At 55.8% G+C, this 19,223-nt stretch carries 16 protein-coding genes and 4 tRNA genes; 15 read left to right on the top strand and 5 right to left on the bottom strand.

What is annotated here, in order from left to right:
• The first annotated feature begins 196 nt into the window (after positions 1–196).
• The 15 genes from wecA to IM284_RS19055 all read left to right on the top strand — a co-directional run bounded on the left by wecA (position 197) and on the right by IM284_RS19055 (position 13,182).
• Positions 197–1,300, top strand: a complete 1,104-nt coding sequence (gene wecA / locus IM284_RS19125) for a UDP-N-acetylglucosamine--undecaprenyl-phosphate N-acetylglucosaminephosphotransferase (RefSeq protein ID WP_028014814.1) — start codon at positions 197–199, stop codon at positions 1,298–1,300.
• A 13-nt stretch (positions 1,301–1,313) separates the two neighbouring features.
• Positions 1,314–2,360 carry an ECA polysaccharide chain length modulation protein gene (wzzE, locus tag IM284_RS19120; RefSeq protein ID WP_028014813.1) on the top strand — a complete coding sequence of 349 codons (1,047 nt, stop codon included), beginning with the start codon at positions 1,314–1,316 and terminating at the stop codon, positions 2,358–2,360.
• A 56-nt stretch (positions 2,361–2,416) separates the two neighbouring features.
• Positions 2,417–3,547 (top strand): non-hydrolyzing UDP-N-acetylglucosamine 2-epimerase, encoded by a 1,131-nt coding sequence (gene wecB / locus IM284_RS19115; RefSeq protein ID WP_065365838.1) that lies wholly within the window; start codon positions 2,417–2,419, stop codon positions 3,545–3,547.
• On the top strand, positions 3,544–4,806 hold the full coding sequence (wecC, locus tag IM284_RS19110; RefSeq protein WP_047366697.1) for a UDP-N-acetyl-D-mannosamine dehydrogenase: 1,263 nt from the start codon (positions 3,544–3,546) through the stop codon (positions 4,804–4,806). Before wecB ends, wecC begins: the two co-directional genes overlap by 4 nt.
• Positions 4,803–5,480, top strand: coding sequence for a dTDP-4-amino-4,6-dideoxy-D-galactose acyltransferase (rffC, locus tag IM284_RS19105; RefSeq protein ID WP_047366698.1), 678 nt, complete (start codon positions 4,803–4,805; stop codon positions 5,478–5,480). Before wecC ends, rffC begins: the two co-directional genes overlap by 4 nt.
• 4 nt (positions 5,481–5,484) lie before the next feature.
• A complete protein-coding gene (gene rffA / locus IM284_RS19100) occupies positions 5,485–6,615 on the top strand; it encodes a dTDP-4-amino-4,6-dideoxygalactose transaminase (protein ID WP_041911819.1) in 1,131 nt (376 codons plus the stop codon).
• Between the two features lies 1 nt (position 6,616).
• Positions 6,617–7,867 carry a lipid III flippase WzxE gene (gene wzxE / locus IM284_RS19095; protein ID WP_047366699.1) on the top strand — a complete coding sequence of 417 codons (1,251 nt, stop codon included), beginning with the start codon at positions 6,617–6,619 and terminating at the stop codon, positions 7,865–7,867.
• Positions 7,864–8,943, top strand: a complete 1,080-nt coding sequence (locus IM284_RS19090; protein ID WP_047366700.1) for a TDP-N-acetylfucosamine:lipid II N-acetylfucosaminyltransferase — start codon at positions 7,864–7,866, stop codon at positions 8,941–8,943. The genes wzxE and IM284_RS19090 overlap by 4 nt, the downstream gene beginning before the upstream one ends.
• Positions 8,940–10,292, top strand: coding sequence for an ECA oligosaccharide polymerase (gene wzyE, locus IM284_RS19085; protein ID WP_047366701.1), 1,353 nt, complete (start codon positions 8,940–8,942; stop codon positions 10,290–10,292). The genes IM284_RS19090 and wzyE overlap by 4 nt, the downstream gene beginning before the upstream one ends.
• 12 nt (positions 10,293–10,304) lie before the next feature.
• Positions 10,305–11,045, top strand: a complete 741-nt coding sequence (gene wecG / locus IM284_RS19080; RefSeq protein ID WP_045631338.1) for a lipopolysaccharide N-acetylmannosaminouronosyltransferase — start codon at positions 10,305–10,307, stop codon at positions 11,043–11,045.
• Positions 11,046–11,242: 197 nt separating this feature from the next.
• Complete coding sequence (locus tag IM284_RS19075) at positions 11,243–12,628, top strand: amino acid permease (RefSeq protein ID WP_041911824.1); 1,386 nt, start codon at positions 11,243–11,245, stop codon at positions 12,626–12,628.
• Positions 12,629–12,730: 102 nt separating this feature from the next.
• A tRNA-Arg gene (locus IM284_RS19070) sits at positions 12,731–12,807 on the top strand.
• Between the two features lie 68 nt (positions 12,808–12,875).
• Positions 12,876–12,951: transfer RNA gene (locus IM284_RS19065), tRNA-His, on the top strand.
• 21 nt (positions 12,952–12,972) lie between these two features.
• A tRNA-Leu gene (locus IM284_RS19060) sits at positions 12,973–13,059 on the top strand.
• A 46-nt stretch (positions 13,060–13,105) separates the two neighbouring features.
• Positions 13,106–13,182: transfer RNA gene (locus IM284_RS19055), tRNA-Pro, on the top strand.
• 506 nt (positions 13,183–13,688) lie between these two features.
• Here IM284_RS19055 and IM284_RS19050 read toward each other — a convergent pair.
• The 5 genes from IM284_RS19050 to hemC form a co-directional block, all read right to left on the bottom strand.
• Positions 13,689–14,900: an MFS transporter gene (locus tag IM284_RS19050; protein WP_193055868.1), complete on the bottom strand. Its 1,212-nt coding sequence runs from the start codon at positions 14,898–14,900 to the stop codon at positions 13,689–13,691.
• A 173-nt stretch (positions 14,901–15,073) separates the two neighbouring features.
• A complete protein-coding gene (gene hemY / locus IM284_RS19045; RefSeq protein ID WP_028014802.1) occupies positions 15,074–16,273 on the bottom strand; it encodes a protoheme IX biogenesis protein HemY in 1,200 nt (399 codons plus the stop codon).
• A 2-nt stretch (positions 16,274–16,275) separates the two neighbouring features.
• Positions 16,276–17,463, bottom strand: a complete 1,188-nt coding sequence (hemX, locus tag IM284_RS19040; RefSeq protein ID WP_041911826.1) for a uroporphyrinogen-III C-methyltransferase — start codon at positions 17,461–17,463, stop codon at positions 16,276–16,278.
• Between the two features lie 20 nt (positions 17,464–17,483).
• Positions 17,484–18,224 carry a uroporphyrinogen-III synthase gene (hemD, locus tag IM284_RS19035; protein WP_045631336.1) on the bottom strand — a complete coding sequence of 247 codons (741 nt, stop codon included), beginning with the start codon at positions 18,222–18,224 and terminating at the stop codon, positions 17,484–17,486.
• Positions 18,221–19,162 (bottom strand): hydroxymethylbilane synthase, encoded by a 942-nt coding sequence (hemC, locus tag IM284_RS19030; RefSeq protein ID WP_032644935.1) that lies wholly within the window; start codon positions 19,160–19,162, stop codon positions 18,221–18,223. The genes hemD and hemC overlap by 4 nt, the downstream gene beginning before the upstream one ends.
• Between the last annotated feature and the right edge of the window lie 61 nt (positions 19,163–19,223).

Raw genomic sequence — 19,223 nt, 5'->3', positions numbered from 1 at the left:
TTTTATGGACTATACGCTAGTATCGCCTACTCCCAATTTTGACCGGTCAGTGCGACAATAAGATAATTCGCACAGTAAAAACATTAATAGCTTGAATAATAAACAAATGGAATTGTAAGAGGTTTGCTTTATAACTTCAGGCGCGGCCCCTTGATGGTTATACTTCCTTGACTAACATTTGTTGAGAACATCCATTGTGAACCTACTTGATACGTTTACTGAACTAACCAGTATTTTCTTGTTTACCACCTGCTTTTTGTTTCTGGCACGTAAGGTTGCAAAATATCTGGGCTTAGTGGATAAACCCAACTTCCGTAAACGTCATCAAGGCATGATCCCTCTGGTCGGTGGCATCTCTGTTTTTGCGGGGATCTGCTTCACTTTTGCTATTGCAGATTACTATATTCCGCATGCCAGGCTTTATCTCATATGCTCAACAGTTCTTGTTGTGATTGGTGCGCTGGACGATAGATACGACATCAGCGTCAAAATCCGCGCTTTCGTTCAGGCAGCTGTCGCTATTGCAATGATGGTGTTTGCTAAGTTGCACCTGAGTAGCCTGGGCTATATTTTCGGGGCCTGGGAGATGGAACTCGGCCCATTCGGCTATTTCCTGACACTTTTTGCCGTGTGGGTGGCGATTAACGCGTTCAACATGGTTGACGGTATTGATGGTTTGCTTGGTGGCCTGTCCTGCGTCTCATTTGCCGCCATTGGTTTCATTTTATGGTTCGATGGGCAATATAGCCTTGCTATGTGGTGTTTCGCCATGATTGCTGCCATCCTGCCTTATATCCTGTTAAATCTCGGCGCATTGGGCCGACGCTATAAAGTCTTCATGGGCGATGCGGGTAGCACGCTTATCGGCTTTACCGTCATTTGGATCTTGCTGGAAACTACTCAGGGCGATGTGCATCCCATCAGCCCGGTAACGGCGCTATGGATTATTGCCATCCCCTTAATGGATATGGTTGCGATTATGTATCGCCGCCTGCGTAAAGGAATGAGTCCATTCTCTGCTGACCGTCAGCACATTCATCATTTGATCATGCGAGCCGGATTCACTTCCCGGCAGGCATTTGTGCTTATTACGCTGGCGGCTGCTATTCTAGCGGGGATTGGCGTGACGGCGGAATATACGCACTTTGTGCCTGAGTGGGCCATGTTGGTATTGTTCTTGCTAGCATTTTCTCTCTACGGCTACTGCATTAAGCGCGCATGGAAGGTGGCGCGATTCATTAAACGTATTAAGCGCAGGATGCGACGTAACAGTAGCAAAAACACAACATTAACTAAGTAAAACCGGGACTATGATGACTCAACCGTTGGCGGGAGCGAAATCAGTGGTAACAGAGAATGAACTGGACATTCGGGGTTTGTTTCGCGTGTTATGGGCAGGCAAACTTTGGATTGTGGGGATCGCGCTGGGGTTTGCACTGTTAGCGCTAGCCTACACGTTCTTTGCAAAACAGGAGTGGAGCGCCACGGCAATCACGGACAGACCCACGGTTAACATGCTCGGAGGATACTACTCCCAGCAGCAGTTCCTGCGAAACCTGGATATTAAAGCCAGCCTTGCCACCCCGGACCAGGCTTCCGTTATGGATGAGGCCTACAAAGAGTTTGTGATGCAGCTGGCCTCGTGGGATACGCGCCGCGATTTCTGGTCCCAGACAGATTACTTTAAGCAGCGTCGGGTTGATAACACCAAAGCCGATGCCGCGCTGCTGGACGATCTGATTAACAATATTCAGTTCATGCCAGGCGACGTGCTGCGTAACGTCAACGACAGCGTCAAGCTGATTGCCGAAACCGCGCCGGATGCAAACAACCTGTTGCGCCAGTACGTCGCGTTTGCCAGCCAGCGTGCCGCCAGCCATCTGAATGAAGAGCTTAAAGGCGCCTGGGCAGCCCGCACTATCCAAATGAAGGCGCAGGTCAAACGTCAGGAAGAGGTGGCAAACGCCATTTTTGCGCGCCGCGTGCATAACATTCAGCAGGCGCTGAAAATTGCGGAACAGCACAACATTTCCCGCACTGAGACGGATGTTCCGGCTGATGAATTGCCTGATTCTGAAATGTTCCTTCTTGGTCGCCCAATGCTGCAGGCGCGTCTGGAAAACCTGCAGGCCGTTGGGCCTGATTTTGACCTCGATTACGACCAAAATCGCGCGATGCTTAACACGCTTAATGTCGGTCCCTCCCTGGACCCGCGTTTTCAGACCTATCGTTATTTGAGAACGCCTGAAGAACCTGTAAAACGCGACAGTCCGCGCCGCGCATTCCTGATGATCATGTGGGGTATTGTGGGTGCACTCGTTGGTGCTGGCGTGGCGTTAACGCGTCGTCGTACAAACTAAGAACGCCGTTTACGATGAAGGCTGCGGCCTTCATCGCCTAATCGAAGAGAATCGATGTGAAAGTACTTACCGTATTTGGCACCAGGCCGGAGGCCATTAAGATGGCGCCTCTGGTTCATGCGCTGGCCAGCGATCCTGATATTGAAGCGAAGGTCTGCGTCACGGCCCAGCACCGTGAGATGCTCGATCAGGTCCTAACCCTCTTTTCCATCGTCCCGGATTACGACCTTAATATTATGAAGCCGGGACAGGGATTGACGGAAATAACCTGCCGCATTCTGCAGGATCTCAAGCCGATCCTGGAGTCATTCAAGCCCGACGTCGTGCTGGTGCACGGGGATACCACGACGACGATGGCAACAAGCCTGGCCGCGTTTTACCAGCGTATTCCCGTCGGCCATGTTGAAGCGGGTCTGCGCACCGGCAATCTTTATTCTCCATGGCCGGAAGAGGCCAACCGTACGCTTACCGGGCATCTGGCGATGTATCACTTTGCGCCAACCGAGAACTCTCGCCAGAATCTGCTGCGTGAAAATGTCGCCGATAACAAGATCTTTGTGACCGGCAATACGGTCATTGACGCGTTGATTTGGGTACGCGACCGCGTGCTGGCAAACAGCGATCTGCAGAAAGAACTCGCTGCCCGCTATCCTTTCCTGAATAACGGCAAAAAAACCATTCTGGTCACTGGCCACCGTCGCGAAAGCTTTGGTCGGGGCTTTGAGCAAATCTGTCACGCGCTGGCTGAAATCGCCGCGCAGAACGACGATGTGCAAATTGTCTATCCGGTACACCTTAACCCTAACGTCAGCGAGCCGGTCAACCGCATCCTGGGCCACGTCGAAAACGTCCTGCTGATTGAACCGCAGGACTACATGCCGTTTGTCTGGTTGATGAACCACGCCTGGCTGATCCTCACCGATTCCGGTGGGATTCAGGAAGAAGCGCCCTCTCTTGGCAAGCCGGTGCTGGTGATGCGTGAAACCACTGAACGTCCGGAAGCGGTTAAAGCCGGGACAGTGCGTCTTGTCGGCACCAACGCACAGCTCATCGTCGAAGAGGTCACGCGCCTTCTGCACGACGATGAAGCGTATCAGGCGATGAGCCGGGCCCACAATCCCTACGGAGACGGGCAGGCTTGTGGCCGTATCTTGCAAGCACTTAAACACAATCGGGTATCGCTATGAGTTTTACTACCATCTCTGTCATTGGTCTTGGCTACATTGGCCTGCCTACTGCGGCGGCATTCGCCTCCCGTCAAAAGCAGGTTGTTGGTGTGGATATCAACGCACGTGCGGTAGAAACCATTAATCGTGGCGAAATTCATATTGTGGAGCCCGATCTTGACCGCGTGGTGAAAGAGGCGGTTGATGGCGGCTTCCTGCGCGCCAGCACGACGCCAGTGGAAGCGGATGCCTACCTGATTGCCGTTCCAACGCCCTTTAAAGGCGACCACGAGCCCGATATGGTCTACGTCGAGGCGGCGGCAAAATCTATTGCCCCCGTGCTGAAGAAAGGGGCGCTGGTAATTCTGGAGTCGACTTCTCCCGTCGGCGCTACCGAGCAGATGGCGCAGTGGCTGGCCGATGCGCGTCCTGATTTACGCTTCCCGCAGCAGGCCGGTGAGCAGGCGGATATCAACATCGCCTACTGCCCGGAGCGCGTGCTGCCGGGGCAGGTGATGGTCGAACTGATTAAAAACGACCGGGTGATAGGCGGCATGACGCCGGTCTGTTCTGAACGCGCCAGCGCGCTGTACAAGATTTTCCTTGAAGGCGAATGCGTGGTAACCAACTCCCGCACCGCCGAGATGTGCAAGCTGACGGAAAACAGCTTCCGTGACGTTAACATCGCCTTCGCAAACGAACTGTCGCTGATCTGTGCCGATCAGGGGATTAACGTCTGGGAGTTAATCCGCCTGGCGAATCGACATCCGCGCGTCAACATTCTCCAGCCTGGCCCAGGGGTAGGCGGTCACTGTATCGCCGTCGATCCGTGGTTTATTGTGGCGCAGAACCCGGCGCAGGCGCGTCTGATTCGCACCGCGCGTGAAGTGAACGATAGCAAACCTCACTGGGTGCTCAACCAGGTTAAAGCGACGGTAGCGGATTGTCTGGCAGAGAGCGGCAAGCGCGCCAGCGAGCTGAAAATTGCCTGCTTTGGTCTGGCATTTAAACCCAATATTGACGATCTGCGCGAAAGCCCGGCGATGGAAATTGCTGAGATGATTGCCGAATGGCATAAGGGCGAAACGCTGGTGGTCGAGCCAAATATTCATGAACTGCCGGCAAAACTGGCGGGGCACTGCACGCTGACGGCGCTGGATGACGCGCTGGCGACAGCGGATGTGCTGGTGCTGCTGGTGGACCATAAAGAATTTAAAGCGACGTCCGGTGACGCGGTGCGTCAACAGTATGTGGTTGATACCAAAGGCGTCTGGCGTTGAGTAAACTTCACGGCGTGCTGGAATCCCTTGAGTGGGAAAGCGCTTTTTTTGCTCGCCCCTCGGCGATCGTCCGCTGGCGCGAGAATGCGCCAGCTTTGCAGGACGCTGACTTCAGCGCCTGGCAGCGCGTACAGGCTAAGATCCCGGCGGACCGTGCCGACCTGCTTGACGCGCTCCAGCAACATGGTTTTCAACTGGTTGAAGGCGAGGTAGACCTTTCCATCACCCTTACCCGGCACGATGCGTCCGGCGCGGAAATTGCAACGGAACAGGACATTCCTGTGCTGCGCCAGATGGCGGCCCGAGCGTTTGCGCAGAGCCGCTTTCGCACGCCCTGGTATGCGCCTGACGATAGCGGACGTTTCTATGCCCAGTGGGTAGAGAATGCGGTCAAAGGTACCTTTGACCACGTCTGCCTGATTTTCCGTGCAGCGAACGGCCAGATCCAAGGATTTGTCTCGCTGCGCAAGCTTAACGAGCGCGAGGCGCGTATTGGCTTATTAGCCGGGCGCGGCATGGGGGAGAAACTCATGCAGGCGGCGCTGCACTGGGCGCAGCTGCAGCAGGTTGAGACGCTGCGGGTGGCGACCCAGGTGGGCAACACCGCCGCGCTTAAACGTTATATTGCGAGTGGTGCCAACATCGACGCCACCGCCTACTGGTTATACAGGTGACAAGATGATTCCATTTAACGCACCACCCGTCGTGGGAACCGAGCTCGACTATATGCAGTCTGCCATGGGCAGCGGCAAACTCTGCGGTGACGGCGGTTTTACCCGTCGCTGTCAGCAGTGGATGGAGCAGCGTTTTCGCAGTGCTAAAGTGCTGCTGACCCCGTCCTGCACGGCATCGCTGGAAATGGCGGCCCTGCTGCTGGATATCCAGCCCGGTGATGAAGTGATCATGCCGAGCTATACCTTCGTCTCTACCGCGAATGCATTTGTCCTGCGCGGAGCGAAAATCGTCTTTGTGGATATCCGCCCGGACACCATGAACATTGATGAGACGCTGATTGAAGCGGCGATCACCGACAAAACGCGTGCGATTGTGCCGGTTCACTACGCGGGCGTGGCCTGTGAAATGGACACCATCATGGCAATCGCCAAAAAGCACAACCTGTTTGTGGTAGAAGATGCCGCGCAGGGCGTGATGTCCACCTACAAGGGGCGCGCGCTGGGCACTATCGGCCACATCGGCTGCTTCAGCTTCCACGAAACGAAAAACTATACGGCGGGTGGCGAAGGCGGTGCGACGTTGATTAACGATCGTGCCCTGGTTGAGCGTGCGGAAGTGATCCGTGAAAAAGGCACCAACCGCAGCCAATTCTTCCGCGGTCAGGTTGATAAGTACACCTGGCGCGATATCGGCTCAAGCTATCTGATGGCCGACCTGCAGGCAGCGTACCTGTGGGCACAGCTGGAAGCGGCAGAGCGAATTAATCTCCAGCGCCTGTCCCTGTGGCAAACCTATTACGATGCGCTTGAGCCGCTGGCAAAAGCCGGACGTATTGAGCTGCCAACCATTCCGGCCGATTGCGTTCACAACGCCCACATGTTTTACATCAAGCTGCGCGATAACGACGATCGCAGCCAGCTCATCGCCTGGCTTAAAGAAGCCGAAATTATGGCGGTCTTTCACTATATTCCGCTGCACTCCAGCCCGGCGGGCGAAGCGTTTGGGATGTTCGCAGGTGAAGACCGTTACACCACGAAAGAAAGTGAGCGTTTGCTTCGCCTGCCACTGTTCTTCAACCTCGCGCCAGTTAACCAGCGTACGGTGATCAATACCCTTCTGAGCTATTTCGGCTGATATGTCTCTGGCAAAAGCATCGGTGTGGACCGCCGCGTCCACGCTTGTAAAAATTGGTGCCGGACTGCTGGTCGTCAAGCTGCTGGCCGTCTCATTCGGCCCCTCAGGCGTCGGGCTGGCGGGCAACTTCCGCCAGCTTGTTACCGTCCTTGGGGTGCTGGCCGGTGCCGGAATCTTCAACGGCGTGACCAAATACGTTGCCCAGTATCATGATGATGCGGCTCAGCTTCGCAGGGTAGTGGGCACCGCGTCGGCAATGGTCACGGGCTTTTCGACCCTGCTGGCGATTGTGTTTCTGCTGGCCGCGGCGTCCATTAGCCAGGGATTGTTCGGGCACACCCATTATCAGGGGCTCGTGCGTCTGGTCGCGCTGGTCCAGATGGGCATTGCCTGGGCCAACCTGCTGCTGGCGCTGATGAAAGGTTTTCGCGATGCTGCCGGAAACGCGCTTGCGCTCATCCTGGGTAGCGTCATCGGCGTGATTGCCTATTATTTCTGCTACCGCCTGGGTGGCTATGAAGGCGCACTGCTTGGGCTGGCGCTGGTTCCCGCACTGGTTGTTGTGCCTGCGGCGTTCATGCTGATGCGCCAGGGCGTTATCCCTCTGAGCTACCTGAAACCGCAATGGGATAAGGTGCTTGCCAGCCAGCTGGGTAAGTTTACCCTGATGGCGCTCATTACTTCCGTCACGCTGCCGGTGGCCTACGTGATGATGCGAAACCTGCTGGCGGCGCATTACAGCTGGGATGAGGTAGGGATCTGGCAGGGCGTAAGCAGTATTTCCGATGCTTACCTCCAGTTTATAACGGCTTCCTTTAGCGTTTATTTGCTGCCAACCTTATCGCGTCTGACGTCCAGGCAGGATATTACCCGCGAAATTTTCCGCTCCCTGCGTTTTGTATTACCCGCAGTGGCGGCGGCCAGTTTGACCGTCTGGTTATTGCGTGATGTCGCCATCTGGCTGCTGTTCTCGGCGAAGTTTACCGCCATGCGCGATCTTTTTGCCTGGCAACTGGTGGGTGATGTGCTGAAAGTGGGTGCTTACGTTTTCGGCTATCTGGTGATTGCGAAAGCCTCGCTGCGGCTGTATATCCTCGCGGAGGTTAGCCAGTTTGCATTGCTGACAGCATTTTCGCACTGGCTGATACCCGCGCACGGTGCGCTGGGGGCGGCTCAGGCCTACATGGCAACCTATATCGTTTATTTCGCTGCCTGCTGCGGCGTATTTTTATTGTGGCGTAAACGCGCATGACTGCACTGATTCACATCCTGGGATCGGATATCCCACACCATAACCAGACCGTTTTGCGGTTCTTCAACGACGAGCTGGCATCGGGCAATCCTGATGCGCGCGAGTTTATGGTTGCAGGTCAGGATAATGGCCTGAGCGCGGCGTTTCCGGCGCTGACAATCACCTTCTGGCCGGATAAAGCTACCCTGGCGAAGGCGGTTATTGCCAAAGCCAAAGCGGATCGTGAGCAACGTTTCTTTTTCCACGGGCAGTTCAATACCGGCCTGTGGCTGGCTCTGCTCAGCGGGGGAATTAAACCCTCCCAGTGCAGCTGGCATATCTGGGGAGCCGATCTCTACGAAGTCTCGCGCGGCTGGAAATTCCGTCTTTTCTATCCGCTGCGTCGCATGGCGCAGGGAAGGGTGGGCCGCGTTTTTGCCACCCGTGGCGATCTGAATTATTTTGCGAAGCAGCACCCTAACGTGCGCGGTGAGCTACTCTATTTCCCAACCCGTATGGATCCGGCGCTGAACACCATGGCGAATGACGCGGTTCGCGAAGGCAAGCTGACGGTGCTGGTGGGGAATTCCGGCGACCGCAGTAACGAACATGTCGCCGCGCTCCGGGCGGTACACCAGCAGTTTGGCGACACGGTGAACGTGGTGGTGCCGATGGGTTATCCGGCCAACAACGACGCCTACATTGATGAGGTTCGCCAGCAGGGGCGTGCGTTATTCAGCGAAGAAAATCTGCACATTCTCAGCGAAAAGCTGGAGTTTGATGACTATCTTGCGCTGCTGCGAAAATGCGATCTGGGCTATTTCATCTTTGCTCGCCAGCAGGGGATTGGTACGCTGTGTCTGCTGATTCAGGCGGGTGTACCGTGCGTGCTTAATCGTGAAAACCCGTTCTGGCAGGACATGGCCGAGCAGCATATTCCGGTGTTGTTCACCTCAGACGCGCTGAATGTCGAAGTGGTACGTGAAGCACAACGCCAGCTCACGCTGGTGGATAAAAATAGCATCGACTTTTTCAGCCCGAATTACCTCACGCCGTGGCACCGCGCGCTGCGTATCGCTTCAGGAGACAACGCATGAGTCAGTTGCAGTTTAGCGGCTTACTGGTTGTCTGGCTTCTGAGCACGCTATTTATCGCCACGCTCACCTGGTTTGAGTTCCGCCGGGTGCGCTTCAACTTTAACGTGTTCTTCTCGTTGCTGTTTCTGCTGACCTTCTTTTTCGGCTTCCCGCTGACCAGCATTCTGGTCTTCCGTTTTGACGTGAGCGTCGCGCCGCCGGAAATTCTTCTCCAGGCCCTGCTGGCGGCGACCTGCTTCTATGGTGTTTACTACGTCACCTATAAAACGCGTCTGCGACCAGCGCAGGCCGCTGCCCCGCGTCGGGCGTTCTTTACCATGAACCGGGTGGAGACCCATCTGACGTGGGTGATGCTCATGACCATCGCCCTGGTCAGCGTCGGCATCTTCTTCATGCATAACGGCTTCCTGCTGTTTAAGCTCCACTCCTACAGCCAGATTTTTTCGGCTGAAGTCTCAGGCGTGGCGCTTAAGCGATTCTTCTATTTCTTCATCCCGGCGATGCTGGTGATCTTCTTCCTTCGCCAGGACAGCAAGGCATGGCTGTTCTTCCTGGTCAGTACGGTTGCGTTCGGTATCCTGACCTACATGATCGTGGGCGGTACGCGTGCCAACATTATCATCGCTTTCGCTATCTTCCTCTTCATCGGCATCATCCGCGGCTGGATCTCGCTGTGGATGCTGGTTGCGGCAGGGGTATTTGGCATTGTGGGGATGTTCTGGCTGGCGCTGAAGCGCTACGGGATGAACGTGGCGGGCGACGAGGCGTTTTACACGTTCCTCTACCTGACGCGCGACACCTTCTCGCCGTGGGAAAACCTGGCATTGTTGCTGCAAAACTACGACAAGATTGATTTCCAGGGGCTGGCGCCGATTGTGCGCGATTTCTACGTCTTTATCCCGAGCTGGCTGTGGCCGGACCGCCCTGGCGTAGTACTCAATACCGCGAACTATTTTACCTGGGAAGTGCTGAACAACCATTCGGGCCTGGCGATCTCGCCAACCTTGATTGGTTCCCTGGTGGTGATGGGGGGAGGCTGGTTTATCCTGCCGGGCGCGTTTGTCGTAGGGTTGATTATTAAGTGGTTTGACTGGCTTTACGTGCGCGGTAACGAAGAGACCAACCGCTATAAAGCGGCCATTTTGCACAGTTTCTGCTTTGGTGCCATTTTCAATATGATCGTTCTGGCGCGCGAGGGGCTGGACTCGTTCGTTTCGCGCGTGGTGTTCTTCATGGTCGTTTTTGGCATCTGCCTGTTACTGGCCAAACTGTTGTACTGGCTGTTCGACAGCGCAGGGCTTGTGCACAAGCGTGAGCCACAGGGCAGCACAACGCTGTCGCAAGTCTGAGTAGGGAAAGTAATGACTGATAAAACTTCTGCACCGCGCTATGCGCTTCGTGGTTTGCAGCTGATTGGCTGGCGCGACATGCAGCACGCGCTGGATTTTCTATTCGCCGACGGGCAGATGAAATCCGGTACGCTGGTCGCTATCAATGCGGAAAAGATGCTGGCGGTGGAAGATAACGCCGAAGTCAAAAGCCTGATAGAAGCGGCTGAATTTAAATACGCGGACGGTATCAGCGTGGTCCGCTCTATCCGTAAAAAATATCCTGACGCTAATGTATCTCGCGTGGCGGGTGCCGATCTCTGGGAGCAGCTTATGGCCCGCGCTGGCGCGGAGGGTACGCCGGTGTTCCTGATTGGCGGTAAGCCTGAGGTGCTGGCCGAGACCGAAGAGAAACTGCGTCGTCAATGGAATGTTAATATCGTTGGCAGCCAGAATGGTTACTTCAAGCCTGAAGACCAGCAGGCTTTGTTTGCCCGCGTGCGCGACAGCGGGGCAAAAATCGTCACCGTGGCGATGGGGTCCCCGCGCCAGGAGATCCTGATGCGCGACTGCCGTCTGGTCTGCCCGGATGCGCTTTATATGGGCGTCGGCGGCACCTACGATGTCTTTACCGGCCACGTGAAGCGCGCGCCGAAGATTTGGCAAAATATGGGGCTGGAGTGGCTCTACCGCCTGCTCTCCCAACCCACCCGCATTAAACGACAGATTCGACTGCTTCGCTACCTCACCTGGCACTATACCGGTAAAATGTAATCAAAATGTAGCGCGATATGCTGTTCGCGCTGCAACTCACCTGCAAAGCTGCTGATAATTTGTGCAATGCATTCATTTTTTTAATGCATCGTTTGCCATTTGGCCGATTTTAAGAAACCATTCGCACCGTATTTTAGTACCCCTAAAAAACAATAACCGGTATTAAGCCGGGAAACAGCAAACACAATCGAGGATCTATGGCAGAGAAACAACCGGAGCTACAGCGTGGGCTGGAAGCTCGTCATATCGAACTGATAGCGCTGGGCGGCACTATCGGCGTTGGCCTGTTTATGGGCTCCGCAAGCACCCTCAAATGGGCAGGCCCTTCCGTATTACTGGCGTATATCATCGCCGGGCTGTTTGTTTTCTTCATCATGCGCTCAATGGGCGAAATGCTCTTTCTGGAGCCGGTGACCGGTTCCTTCGCCGTTTACGCACACCGTTATATGAGCCCGTTCTTCGGCTACCTGACGGCCTGGTCATACTGGTTTATGTGGATGGCGGTGGGCATCTCTGAAATCACCGCCATAGGGGTTTATGTCCAGTTCTGGTTCCCGGACATGGTCCAGTGGATACCGGCACTCATTGCCGTGGGGCTGGTGGCGCTGGCAAACCTGGCCGCCGTGCGCCTTTACGGTGAAATCGAGTTCTGGTTTGCGATGATCAAAGTAACCACCATCATCGTGATGATTGTTATTGGCCTGGGCGTGATTTTCTATGGCTTTGGCAACGGCGGACACGCCATCGGCTTTGGCAACCTGACTGAACACGGCGGCTTCTTCGCCGGCGGCTGGAAGGGCTTCCTGACGGCGCTGTGTATTGTTGTGGCCTCGTATCAGGGCGTGGAGCTGATCGGGATTACCGCCGGGGAAGCGAAAAACCCGCAGGTTACGCTGCGTAGCGCGGTGGGCAAAGTGCTGTGGCGCATCCTGATTTTCTACGTGGGCGCAATCTTCGTTATTGTGACCATCTTCCCGTGGAACGAAATCGGCACGACGGGGAGCCCGTTCGTATTAACCTTTGCGAAGATTGGGATTACAGCAGCAGCGGGTATCATCAACTTTGTGGTCCTGACGGCAGCGCTTTCAGGCTGTAACAGCGGGATGTACAGCTGTGGCCGTATGCTCTACGCGCTCTCGAAAAATAACCAGCTGCCTGCGGCAATGAGTAAAGTATCGCGTGCTGGCGTGCCGGTAGCGGGCGTCGCGGTCTCCATTGTCATCCTGCTGATTGGCTCCTGCCTGAATTACATCATCCCTAATCCGCAGCGCGTGTTTGTTTACGTCTACAGCGCCAGCGTGCTGCCGGGCATGGTGCCGTGGTTTGTTATCCTCATCAGCCAGCTGCGTTTTCGCCATGCGCATAAAAAAGCGATCGCCAGCCATCCGTTCCGCTCGATCCTTTTCCCGTATGCGAACTATTTGACGATGGCGTTCCTGATTTGCGTATTAATTGGAATGTACTTTAATGAAGATACCCGCATGTCGCTGTTTGTCGGGCTGATCTTCCTGGCGGCAGTGACGGCCGCGTATAAGCTTTTTGGCCTGGGTCGCCGTGCCACTACGCAGAAAGTGGAGGAATAAGCGGCAAAATGTGCAAACCATAACCAAACGCGCATTTTTTTCAAAAAAGCACTAGACAGCGGGGACGGAGGTACGTAATATCCAGCCCCGCAACGGCGCTAAGCGCCCGTAGCTCAGCTGGATAGAGCGCTGCCCTCCGGAGGCAGAGGTCTCAGGTTCGAATCCTGTCGGGCGCGCCATTTTAGTTCCCGGCGCTAGAGCTGCGGTGGTCTGAGAAGTAGTCAGTACCGCGTGAAAGAATACAGTGGTGGCTATAGCTCAGTTGGTAGAGCCCTGGATTGTGATTCCAGTTGTCGTGGGTTCGAATCCCATTAGCCACCCCATTATTGAAAGAGTTGTGAATTGCGAAGGTGGCGGAATTGGTAGACGCGCTAGCTTCAGGTGTTAGTGTCCTTACGGATGTGGGGGTTCGAGTCCCCCCCCTCGCACCACGACTTTTTAAATGAATTGAACTAAAAATTCAAAAAAGCAGTACATCGGCGAGTAGCGCAGCTTGGTAGCGCAACTGGTTTGGGACCAGTGGGTCGGAGGTTCGAATCCTCTCTCGCCGACCAATTTTGAACCCCGCTTCGGCGGGGTTTTTTGTTTTCTGTAAGTTTTCTCCCCTGTCGTTATCTCCAGAGAATACCCTTTATCATTGTCGCGATTCAGTGACATGCAAGTCATTGAAAATAAGTTAAATAATTATTTATGGGATTTACTGTCTCTTCCTGGCGACATATTTCTGCTTTTGTCGATACGCTATGAAGCTTCAGAGGCTACTTAACAGCAGAATTTCCTTTTATCTTAAAATGTTGCGCCATGTAAAAGTTCTGCGTGTAAATCTGGCACGTTACGTGCAATAATATACGCGTAGATGCTCATTCCATCTCTTATGTTCGCCTTAGTGCCTCATAAACTCAGGAATGACGCAGAGCCATTTACGGTGCTTATCGTCCACTGACAGATGTCGCTTCGGCCTCATCAGACACCATGGACATAACGTTGAGTGAAGCACCAAATATGTTGTCTTACAGACCTGTTTTAACGCCTGCTTTTATAGCAGGCGTTTTTTTATGTCTTATTCCCGATACCCACGCATGATCAGGGCGACCAATAGCAGGGCGGCTGACGAGACCGTATAGAGCGCCAGCACTGAGCCAAGCCCAACAGCCACTATCGCTGTAATGCCGGTGAAAAGCGAGGCGCTGAGCGTTTGCCAGCGCCAGGCTTTACCGCTGGCTGACGCGGTTTGCGTGATATGAAAACTGCTGAGTACGCTAAACGTGCCGGCTGCGAAGAGAACGTTTGAGGCCAGATGCGCGATAAAGATCATCCCCAGCGCACATGCCATCCACCCGGACAACAACGGCAGCATTCCATAAGCGGCAAGAAAAATACCGAGACAAACGATGATTCGCGGCGTGTGGACGGCAAAGCGCGTCAGGCTCTCTTTTTTTAGCAGCATGGGGCCGCAAAGTTGCCCCATGCTCCTTGCGAAAAGCAGAGGCAGAGCAAGGCCCGCCGCATCCTGAGGATGGAGCTGCTGCGCCAGGGCCGGAAGTAGCGCCATAGCCGGTGAGCCGACGGCCGCCAGCGCCGGCAAAATGAGCAGGCTGCGCTTTTGCCGAACGGTCAACGTCCGCCAGCGCAGTGGCGCGGGGGCTGCCTCTTCACCGGCGAGAGGTAGCAATGGCGCAGAAAACCGCCGCCCAGCCAGCCACAGCAGCAGCAGCGACCCGAGAAAACTGGCGGCATCAATAGCCAGTAAGGTAAACACGGAGGTCTGCTTGAATAGCACTACGCCGAGTCCAGTACCTAATAACACCTGAGAAGCAAAAATCACATTTTCCAGACAGGTTGCAGCAGGCAGCTCTGTTTCGCTAAGTCCGCGTTTAAAGAGCAATGTCAGCGCGGGCCAGCTCATCCCGCTGAGCAGCGCTTCGGTGGATTGCACGGCGAGTAGCGAGGCAATGCTGTGATAACCCGCACCGAGCAGGGGGAAGAGTAGGGCGAGCAATCCCAGCCCCTCGGTCAGTATCAGCAGGAATACTGGAGAATAGCGCGAGCACAGCTTTTCGCCGATCGCGCTGCCGATGAATCCCGGAACCGTTGCGAAAAGAAAAGCGAGGGTGAGCAGGGCGGGCGGGGCCGACCACGCTAACAGTAAACCAAAGACCACGACCTGGGTTAAACCATTTCCCAGCGAAGAAAAGATAAAAGCACAGGCAAGCAGGCGCAGCCAGCGGTGGCAGCGCAGCGCTTCAATAAGCGCATACAAAAGCGAGTTCATGAAGATTTCCTTTCAAAAACGATTTAATCCACGCTGCAGAAAGTGCGCGTGTGTGAAAAAAGGTTAATGAAAAGACATCGTTACATTGGCGGGTTCGTTTGCAGATGTGGGTGTAAAGAATGTAGCAGGAGAAAGGCGATAAAAAAAGGAGGCCGTCTGGCCTCCTTTTTTATTTATTGCGGGTTACCGTTATTTTGCAGCGTCAGCAACAGCCCATCGCGCCGCATAGCGGCCGCCTCTTCTGGCTTATGCTGTTTGTCCAGCGTATCGGCAAGCCACGCGTAGTCAAACGCGTCCGGACGCTGTTTCAGTGCCGCACGGAAGGCCAGGCTCGCCTCTTGCCATTCGCCGTGCTTCATCAGCGACTGGCCCAGGGTACTCCACAGCAGCGGACGGTCACCGACGGTTTTGATCTGCTGGCGCAGCACTTTTTCGACCTGCTCAGGGTTATTGGTTTTCAGGCGCGGGATCACCATGACCAGGCGATCGTCGTACTGGCGCTTCAGGCCGTCGAGAAGGATCTCCTGGGCGGTGTCATGATCGTCACATTCAATAAGATGTTCCGCCATGGCCACCTGCAGGGGGACCTGCTGGCGCGTTTTCCGGCTCTGATTCTTCCACCAGGTTTTCAGGCCTTCGCTGCCCAGGTCGGCGCGCGCCTGATCCATCAGGCCAATCCATGCCAGACGCTGAAGTTCATCACGATGTTCATCATCACCCACCTCGGCCTTCGCCATCGACGGAATGATGTCCAGCAACGAGCCCCACGCTCCGGTACGAATATAGGCCTGCTCCGCAAGGCGCAGGACTTCCGGATGACGCGGTGCGATTTCCAGCAGACGGTCAATGCCGTGGCGCGCCGCGTGGTTCTCATTGCGCGCGAGCTGCAGGCGGACGCGGGTAATTTCCACTGGGATCGGGTCGCCAGACGCCAGTTCTGACGCGCGTTCCAGATGCTGGTTAGCGCGGGCTTCATCACCGCGCTGCTGCGCCGCTTCGGCGGCCAGAAGATAGTTCACCACCGGCTGTTCCGCGTGATCGGCGTTTTTCGACATCAGCTTTTCAACCTGCTGGTAATCGCCTTCGGCCAGCTTTAGCAGTGCCTGTTCCGTTTGCTTACGGGCGCGGCGGCGCTTACGGCCAACGAACCAGCCGCGGGTATGGGCACCGGTGCGGAAAATACGGCGCAGGATCCATTCAACGGCAAGCAGGACCACGACGCCGAGGATCAGAACGATCGCCAGACCCGTTACGCTGGTTTCAATGTTGTAGTTATCGGTCTGGATCAGGACGTATCCCTGATGACCCGCAAGCATCGGGCCCAGGACGATCCCGGCGATCAGCAGGATGAAGAGTAAAAGGACTTTTAGCATCATTACTCTCCCTGTGGCGCGCTTTCAGGCGCTGGTGCCGCCGCTGTGCCGGTCTGCCCGGCCGGAACGCCCGGCTGCGCCAGCAGGTTACGCACGCGCGTCTGCATCAGCTTCTCCAGAATCGGCTGGCTGGCCAGTTTATCCGGCACGTTCATGGTGATGTTCTGCTGGCTCAGCTTGTCGATATCTTCGAGGAAGGCGGTGGTCGTTGCATCATCGGTGTTGTAGTAGGCGCGTACCCACGTCGAGACGTTATCCAGCGCCTGTTTGTACGTTTCTTCCTGATGGCGCGGCACGGCCTGCGCCGCGACCAGCAGGCGGGAACGGATGTTTTCGCGCAGATAGATATCCTGATTCGGCGCTAACAGCGGTACGGCGGTTTCATCGCGACGGCGGATGGTGATGAAGCTGTCCATAAAGTTCTGCCAGCTTTTCTGCAGGTTTATGCGCCATTCGCTCAGGGAGCTGGACAGCTCGGTACCGTCAGAGTCCATCGGGGAGTCGTCGTCATTGTTATCCGCCAACTGCAGGTTATCTATTTGATTCGAAAGCTGGTTCACCTTGAGGATAATGCCGTCGTAATCCACCTGTGAAACGGCGGAGAGGCTGGCGATATCTTCGGTAATCGCACGGCGCGCGGTAATGAGGCTCGGGTCGTTCATGTCGGCCAGGCTCGCATCGGCGCTTTTCAGCAGCGCGGCGGCGGTGGTCACGTCCTGATCGCTCCACAGCTTACGCCCGGCGAGTTTGACGAGGAAATCGGCCTGCGAGAGCAGCCAGGTTTTGGCATCGGTGCCGGAGATCGTGGCGACTTTCTGCTGTACTTCGCCCAGCTGTTTGGTCAGCTCTTCCTGTTTGCTGTTCGCCTCGGCAAGCGCGGCGGCCTGCTGCTTAATCACCGCTTCCAGCTCGGTTTTCTGCGTTTCCTGCGCTTTTTGCAGGGAGGTAAGCTGATTGACCAGCGTATCGCTGGTGGCCGTCTGGTTAGCACTCTGTTGCTTTACCAGACCATACAGGCCGACGCCTGCTGCCAGCGCAATGGCGATGGCAATCGCGCTCAGCGCGAGGCTGGTTTTATTGCTGCCGTTTTTCTTCTCAGCGGTTTTCTCAGTCGTCTCTGGCTGTGGCGTTGTCTCCACAGTCTCCCTGGTCTCTTCAACCACGGCGGAGGATTTTTCGTGTTCCGTCATTATGGCTTCCCATTTGAGAGTTATTGTAATGCGCGCAGCAGCGCATCGTTGTCGGCGTTATCAGCGATCCGAATATCCTGCCAGCCCAGTTCCCGGGCGAGGTTCGCCAGACGCTCACTGACGACCAGAAGCCGACAGCGGAGTAACCAGTTTTCGCGATACCAACGCGGTATCAGCGACCAAAGCTGTTGTAACATTTCACCGCTGGTGACCACCAGCGTATTAATACCGCGCGCGTGCCAGCGCATCGCCTCTTCAGCACCGTCGTAGTGTTTCGCACAGCGCTGGTAGCACTCAACAAACGTGACGTCAGCCCCGCGTTCCCGCAGCGTTTCACCCAGTAGTTCGCGGCCACCGTTGCCGCGCAAAATGAGCGCGCGCTTTCCGGCAATAGTTTGTAATTCAGGTAATTGTAGCAAGACTTCGCTGATTTCCCGATCCAACGGGTAGCGAACGTCTGTTCCACTCACGGTATGTAAGGCCAGCGCGGTGGTTCTGCCGATAGCGAAATAGCGCGGAGCGGTCGGCCAGCGTGTCCCCGCCTGTTGCAGCTGCGCATGGGCAAATTCCACGGCATGCTGCGATAGCGCAAACAGCAGGTCGCCTTCCTGCAGGGTATTCATCTGGTCGGCGAGCGCAGAAAGCTCCCGACCGGGGGAGAATTCAATGAGCGGAAAACTCCAGGCCACCTGCCCCAGTGCGCGCAGACGGCTCACTAACTGCTCTCCTGCGGGAGAAGGGCGGGTGACAAGAATACTCATGCAGGGGGTTCTCCGTTATAGACCTCGGCCAGAATTTCACGCGCGCCGTTATTCAGCAGCTCTTCCGCCAGCGACACGCCAAGCGCTTCGGCATCCTGCGGCTTGCCGCGACGTTCGCCGCGCACCATCTGTGAACCGTCCGGCGCGCCCACCAGCGCACGCAGCCACAGTTCACCGTCTGTTAATTCAGCATAGCTGCCAATCGGCACCTGACACCCGCCTTCGAGGCGAGTATTCATCGCCCGCTCGGCTTTTACGCGGGTTGCGGTCTCGTCATGGTTCAGCGGAGCGAGCAGCTCGCGGGTGCGCGCATCGTCCAGACGGCACTCAATGCCGACGGCGCCCTGGCCGACGGCCGGCAGCGACAGCTCTGGCGGCAACGCCACGCGAATGCGTTCCTCCAGCCCCAGGCGCTTCAGGCCTGCAACGGCAAGAATAATGGCATCGTAATCGCCGTTATCCAGCTTGCCCAGACGCGTGCCAACGTTACCGCGCAGCGAGCGGATGATAAGGTCAGGACGACGCTCCGCCAGCTGACACTGACGGCGTAAACTGGACGTGCCAACCACGCTACCCGCCGGCAGCGCGTCGAGCGAGTCATAGTGGTTCGAGACAAACGCGTCACGCGGATCTTCGCGCTCGCAGATGGTCACCAGCCCCAGCCCTTCCGGGAACTCGACGGGCACGTCTTTCATCGAATGTACGGCGATATCGGCGCGGTTCTCAAGCAATGCCAGTTCCAGCTCTTTGACAAACAGGCCCTTGCCGCCCACTTTCGCCAGCGGCGTATCCAGAATCACGTCACCGCGCGTGACCATCGGCACCAGCTCGACGCGCAATCCACTGTGGCAGGCTTCAAGGCGCTGCTTAACATAATGTGCCTGCCAGAGCGCGAGAGGGCTTTGGCGTGTGGCAATTCTCAAAACATTGTCTAACATGCTTGTTACCGTCATTATCAATCGCTAACCATCCTAACATTGTTGACTCTGGGATGGCAGT

The sequence above is a fragment of the Enterobacter cloacae complex sp. P12RS genome (assembly GCF_014895875.1).
GTDB lineage: Bacteria > Pseudomonadota > Gammaproteobacteria > Enterobacterales > Enterobacteriaceae > Enterobacter > Enterobacter bugandensis.
This window is presented reverse-complemented; position numbering and strand designations above follow the sequence as displayed.

Bases quoted from the DNA above. Each gene is read 5' to 3' on its own strand.
- wzzE (WP_028014813.1), top strand. From the start codon at position 1,314: ATGACTCAACCGTTGGCGGGAGCGAAATCAGTGGTAACAGAGAATGAA.
- wecC (WP_047366697.1), top strand. From the start codon at position 3,544: ATGAGTTTTACTACCATCTCTGTCATTGGTCTTGGCTACATTGGCCTG.
- rffA (WP_041911819.1), top strand. From the start codon at position 5,485: ATGATTCCATTTAACGCACCACCCGTCGTGGGAACCGAGCTCGACTAT.
- wzxE (WP_047366699.1), top strand. From the start codon at position 6,617: ATGTCTCTGGCAAAAGCATCGGTGTGGACCGCCGCGTCCACGCTTGTA.
- IM284_RS19090 (WP_047366700.1), top strand. From the start codon at position 7,864: ATGACTGCACTGATTCACATCCTGGGATCGGATATCCCACACCATAAC.
- wzyE (WP_047366701.1), top strand. From the start codon at position 8,940: ATGAGTCAGTTGCAGTTTAGCGGCTTACTGGTTGTCTGGCTTCTGAGC.
- wecG (WP_045631338.1), top strand. From the start codon at position 10,305: ATGACTGATAAAACTTCTGCACCGCGCTATGCGCTTCGTGGTTTGCAG.
- IM284_RS19075 (WP_041911824.1), top strand. From the start codon at position 11,243: ATGGCAGAGAAACAACCGGAGCTACAGCGTGGGCTGGAAGCTCGTCAT.
- IM284_RS19050 (WP_193055868.1), bottom strand. From the start codon at position 14,900: ATGAACTCGCTTTTGTATGCGCTTATTGAAGCGCTGCGCTGCCACCGC.
- hemY (WP_028014802.1), bottom strand. From the start codon at position 16,273: ATGCTAAAAGTCCTTTTACTCTTCATCCTGCTGATCGCCGGGATCGTC.
- hemX (WP_041911826.1), bottom strand. From the start codon at position 17,463: ATGACGGAACACGAAAAATCCTCCGCCGTGGTTGAAGAGACCAGGGAG.
- hemD (WP_045631336.1), bottom strand. From the start codon at position 18,224: ATGAGTATTCTTGTCACCCGCCCTTCTCCCGCAGGAGAGCAGTTAGTG.
- hemC (WP_032644935.1), bottom strand. From the start codon at position 19,162: ATGTTAGACAATGTTTTGAGAATTGCCACACGCCAAAGCCCTCTCGCG.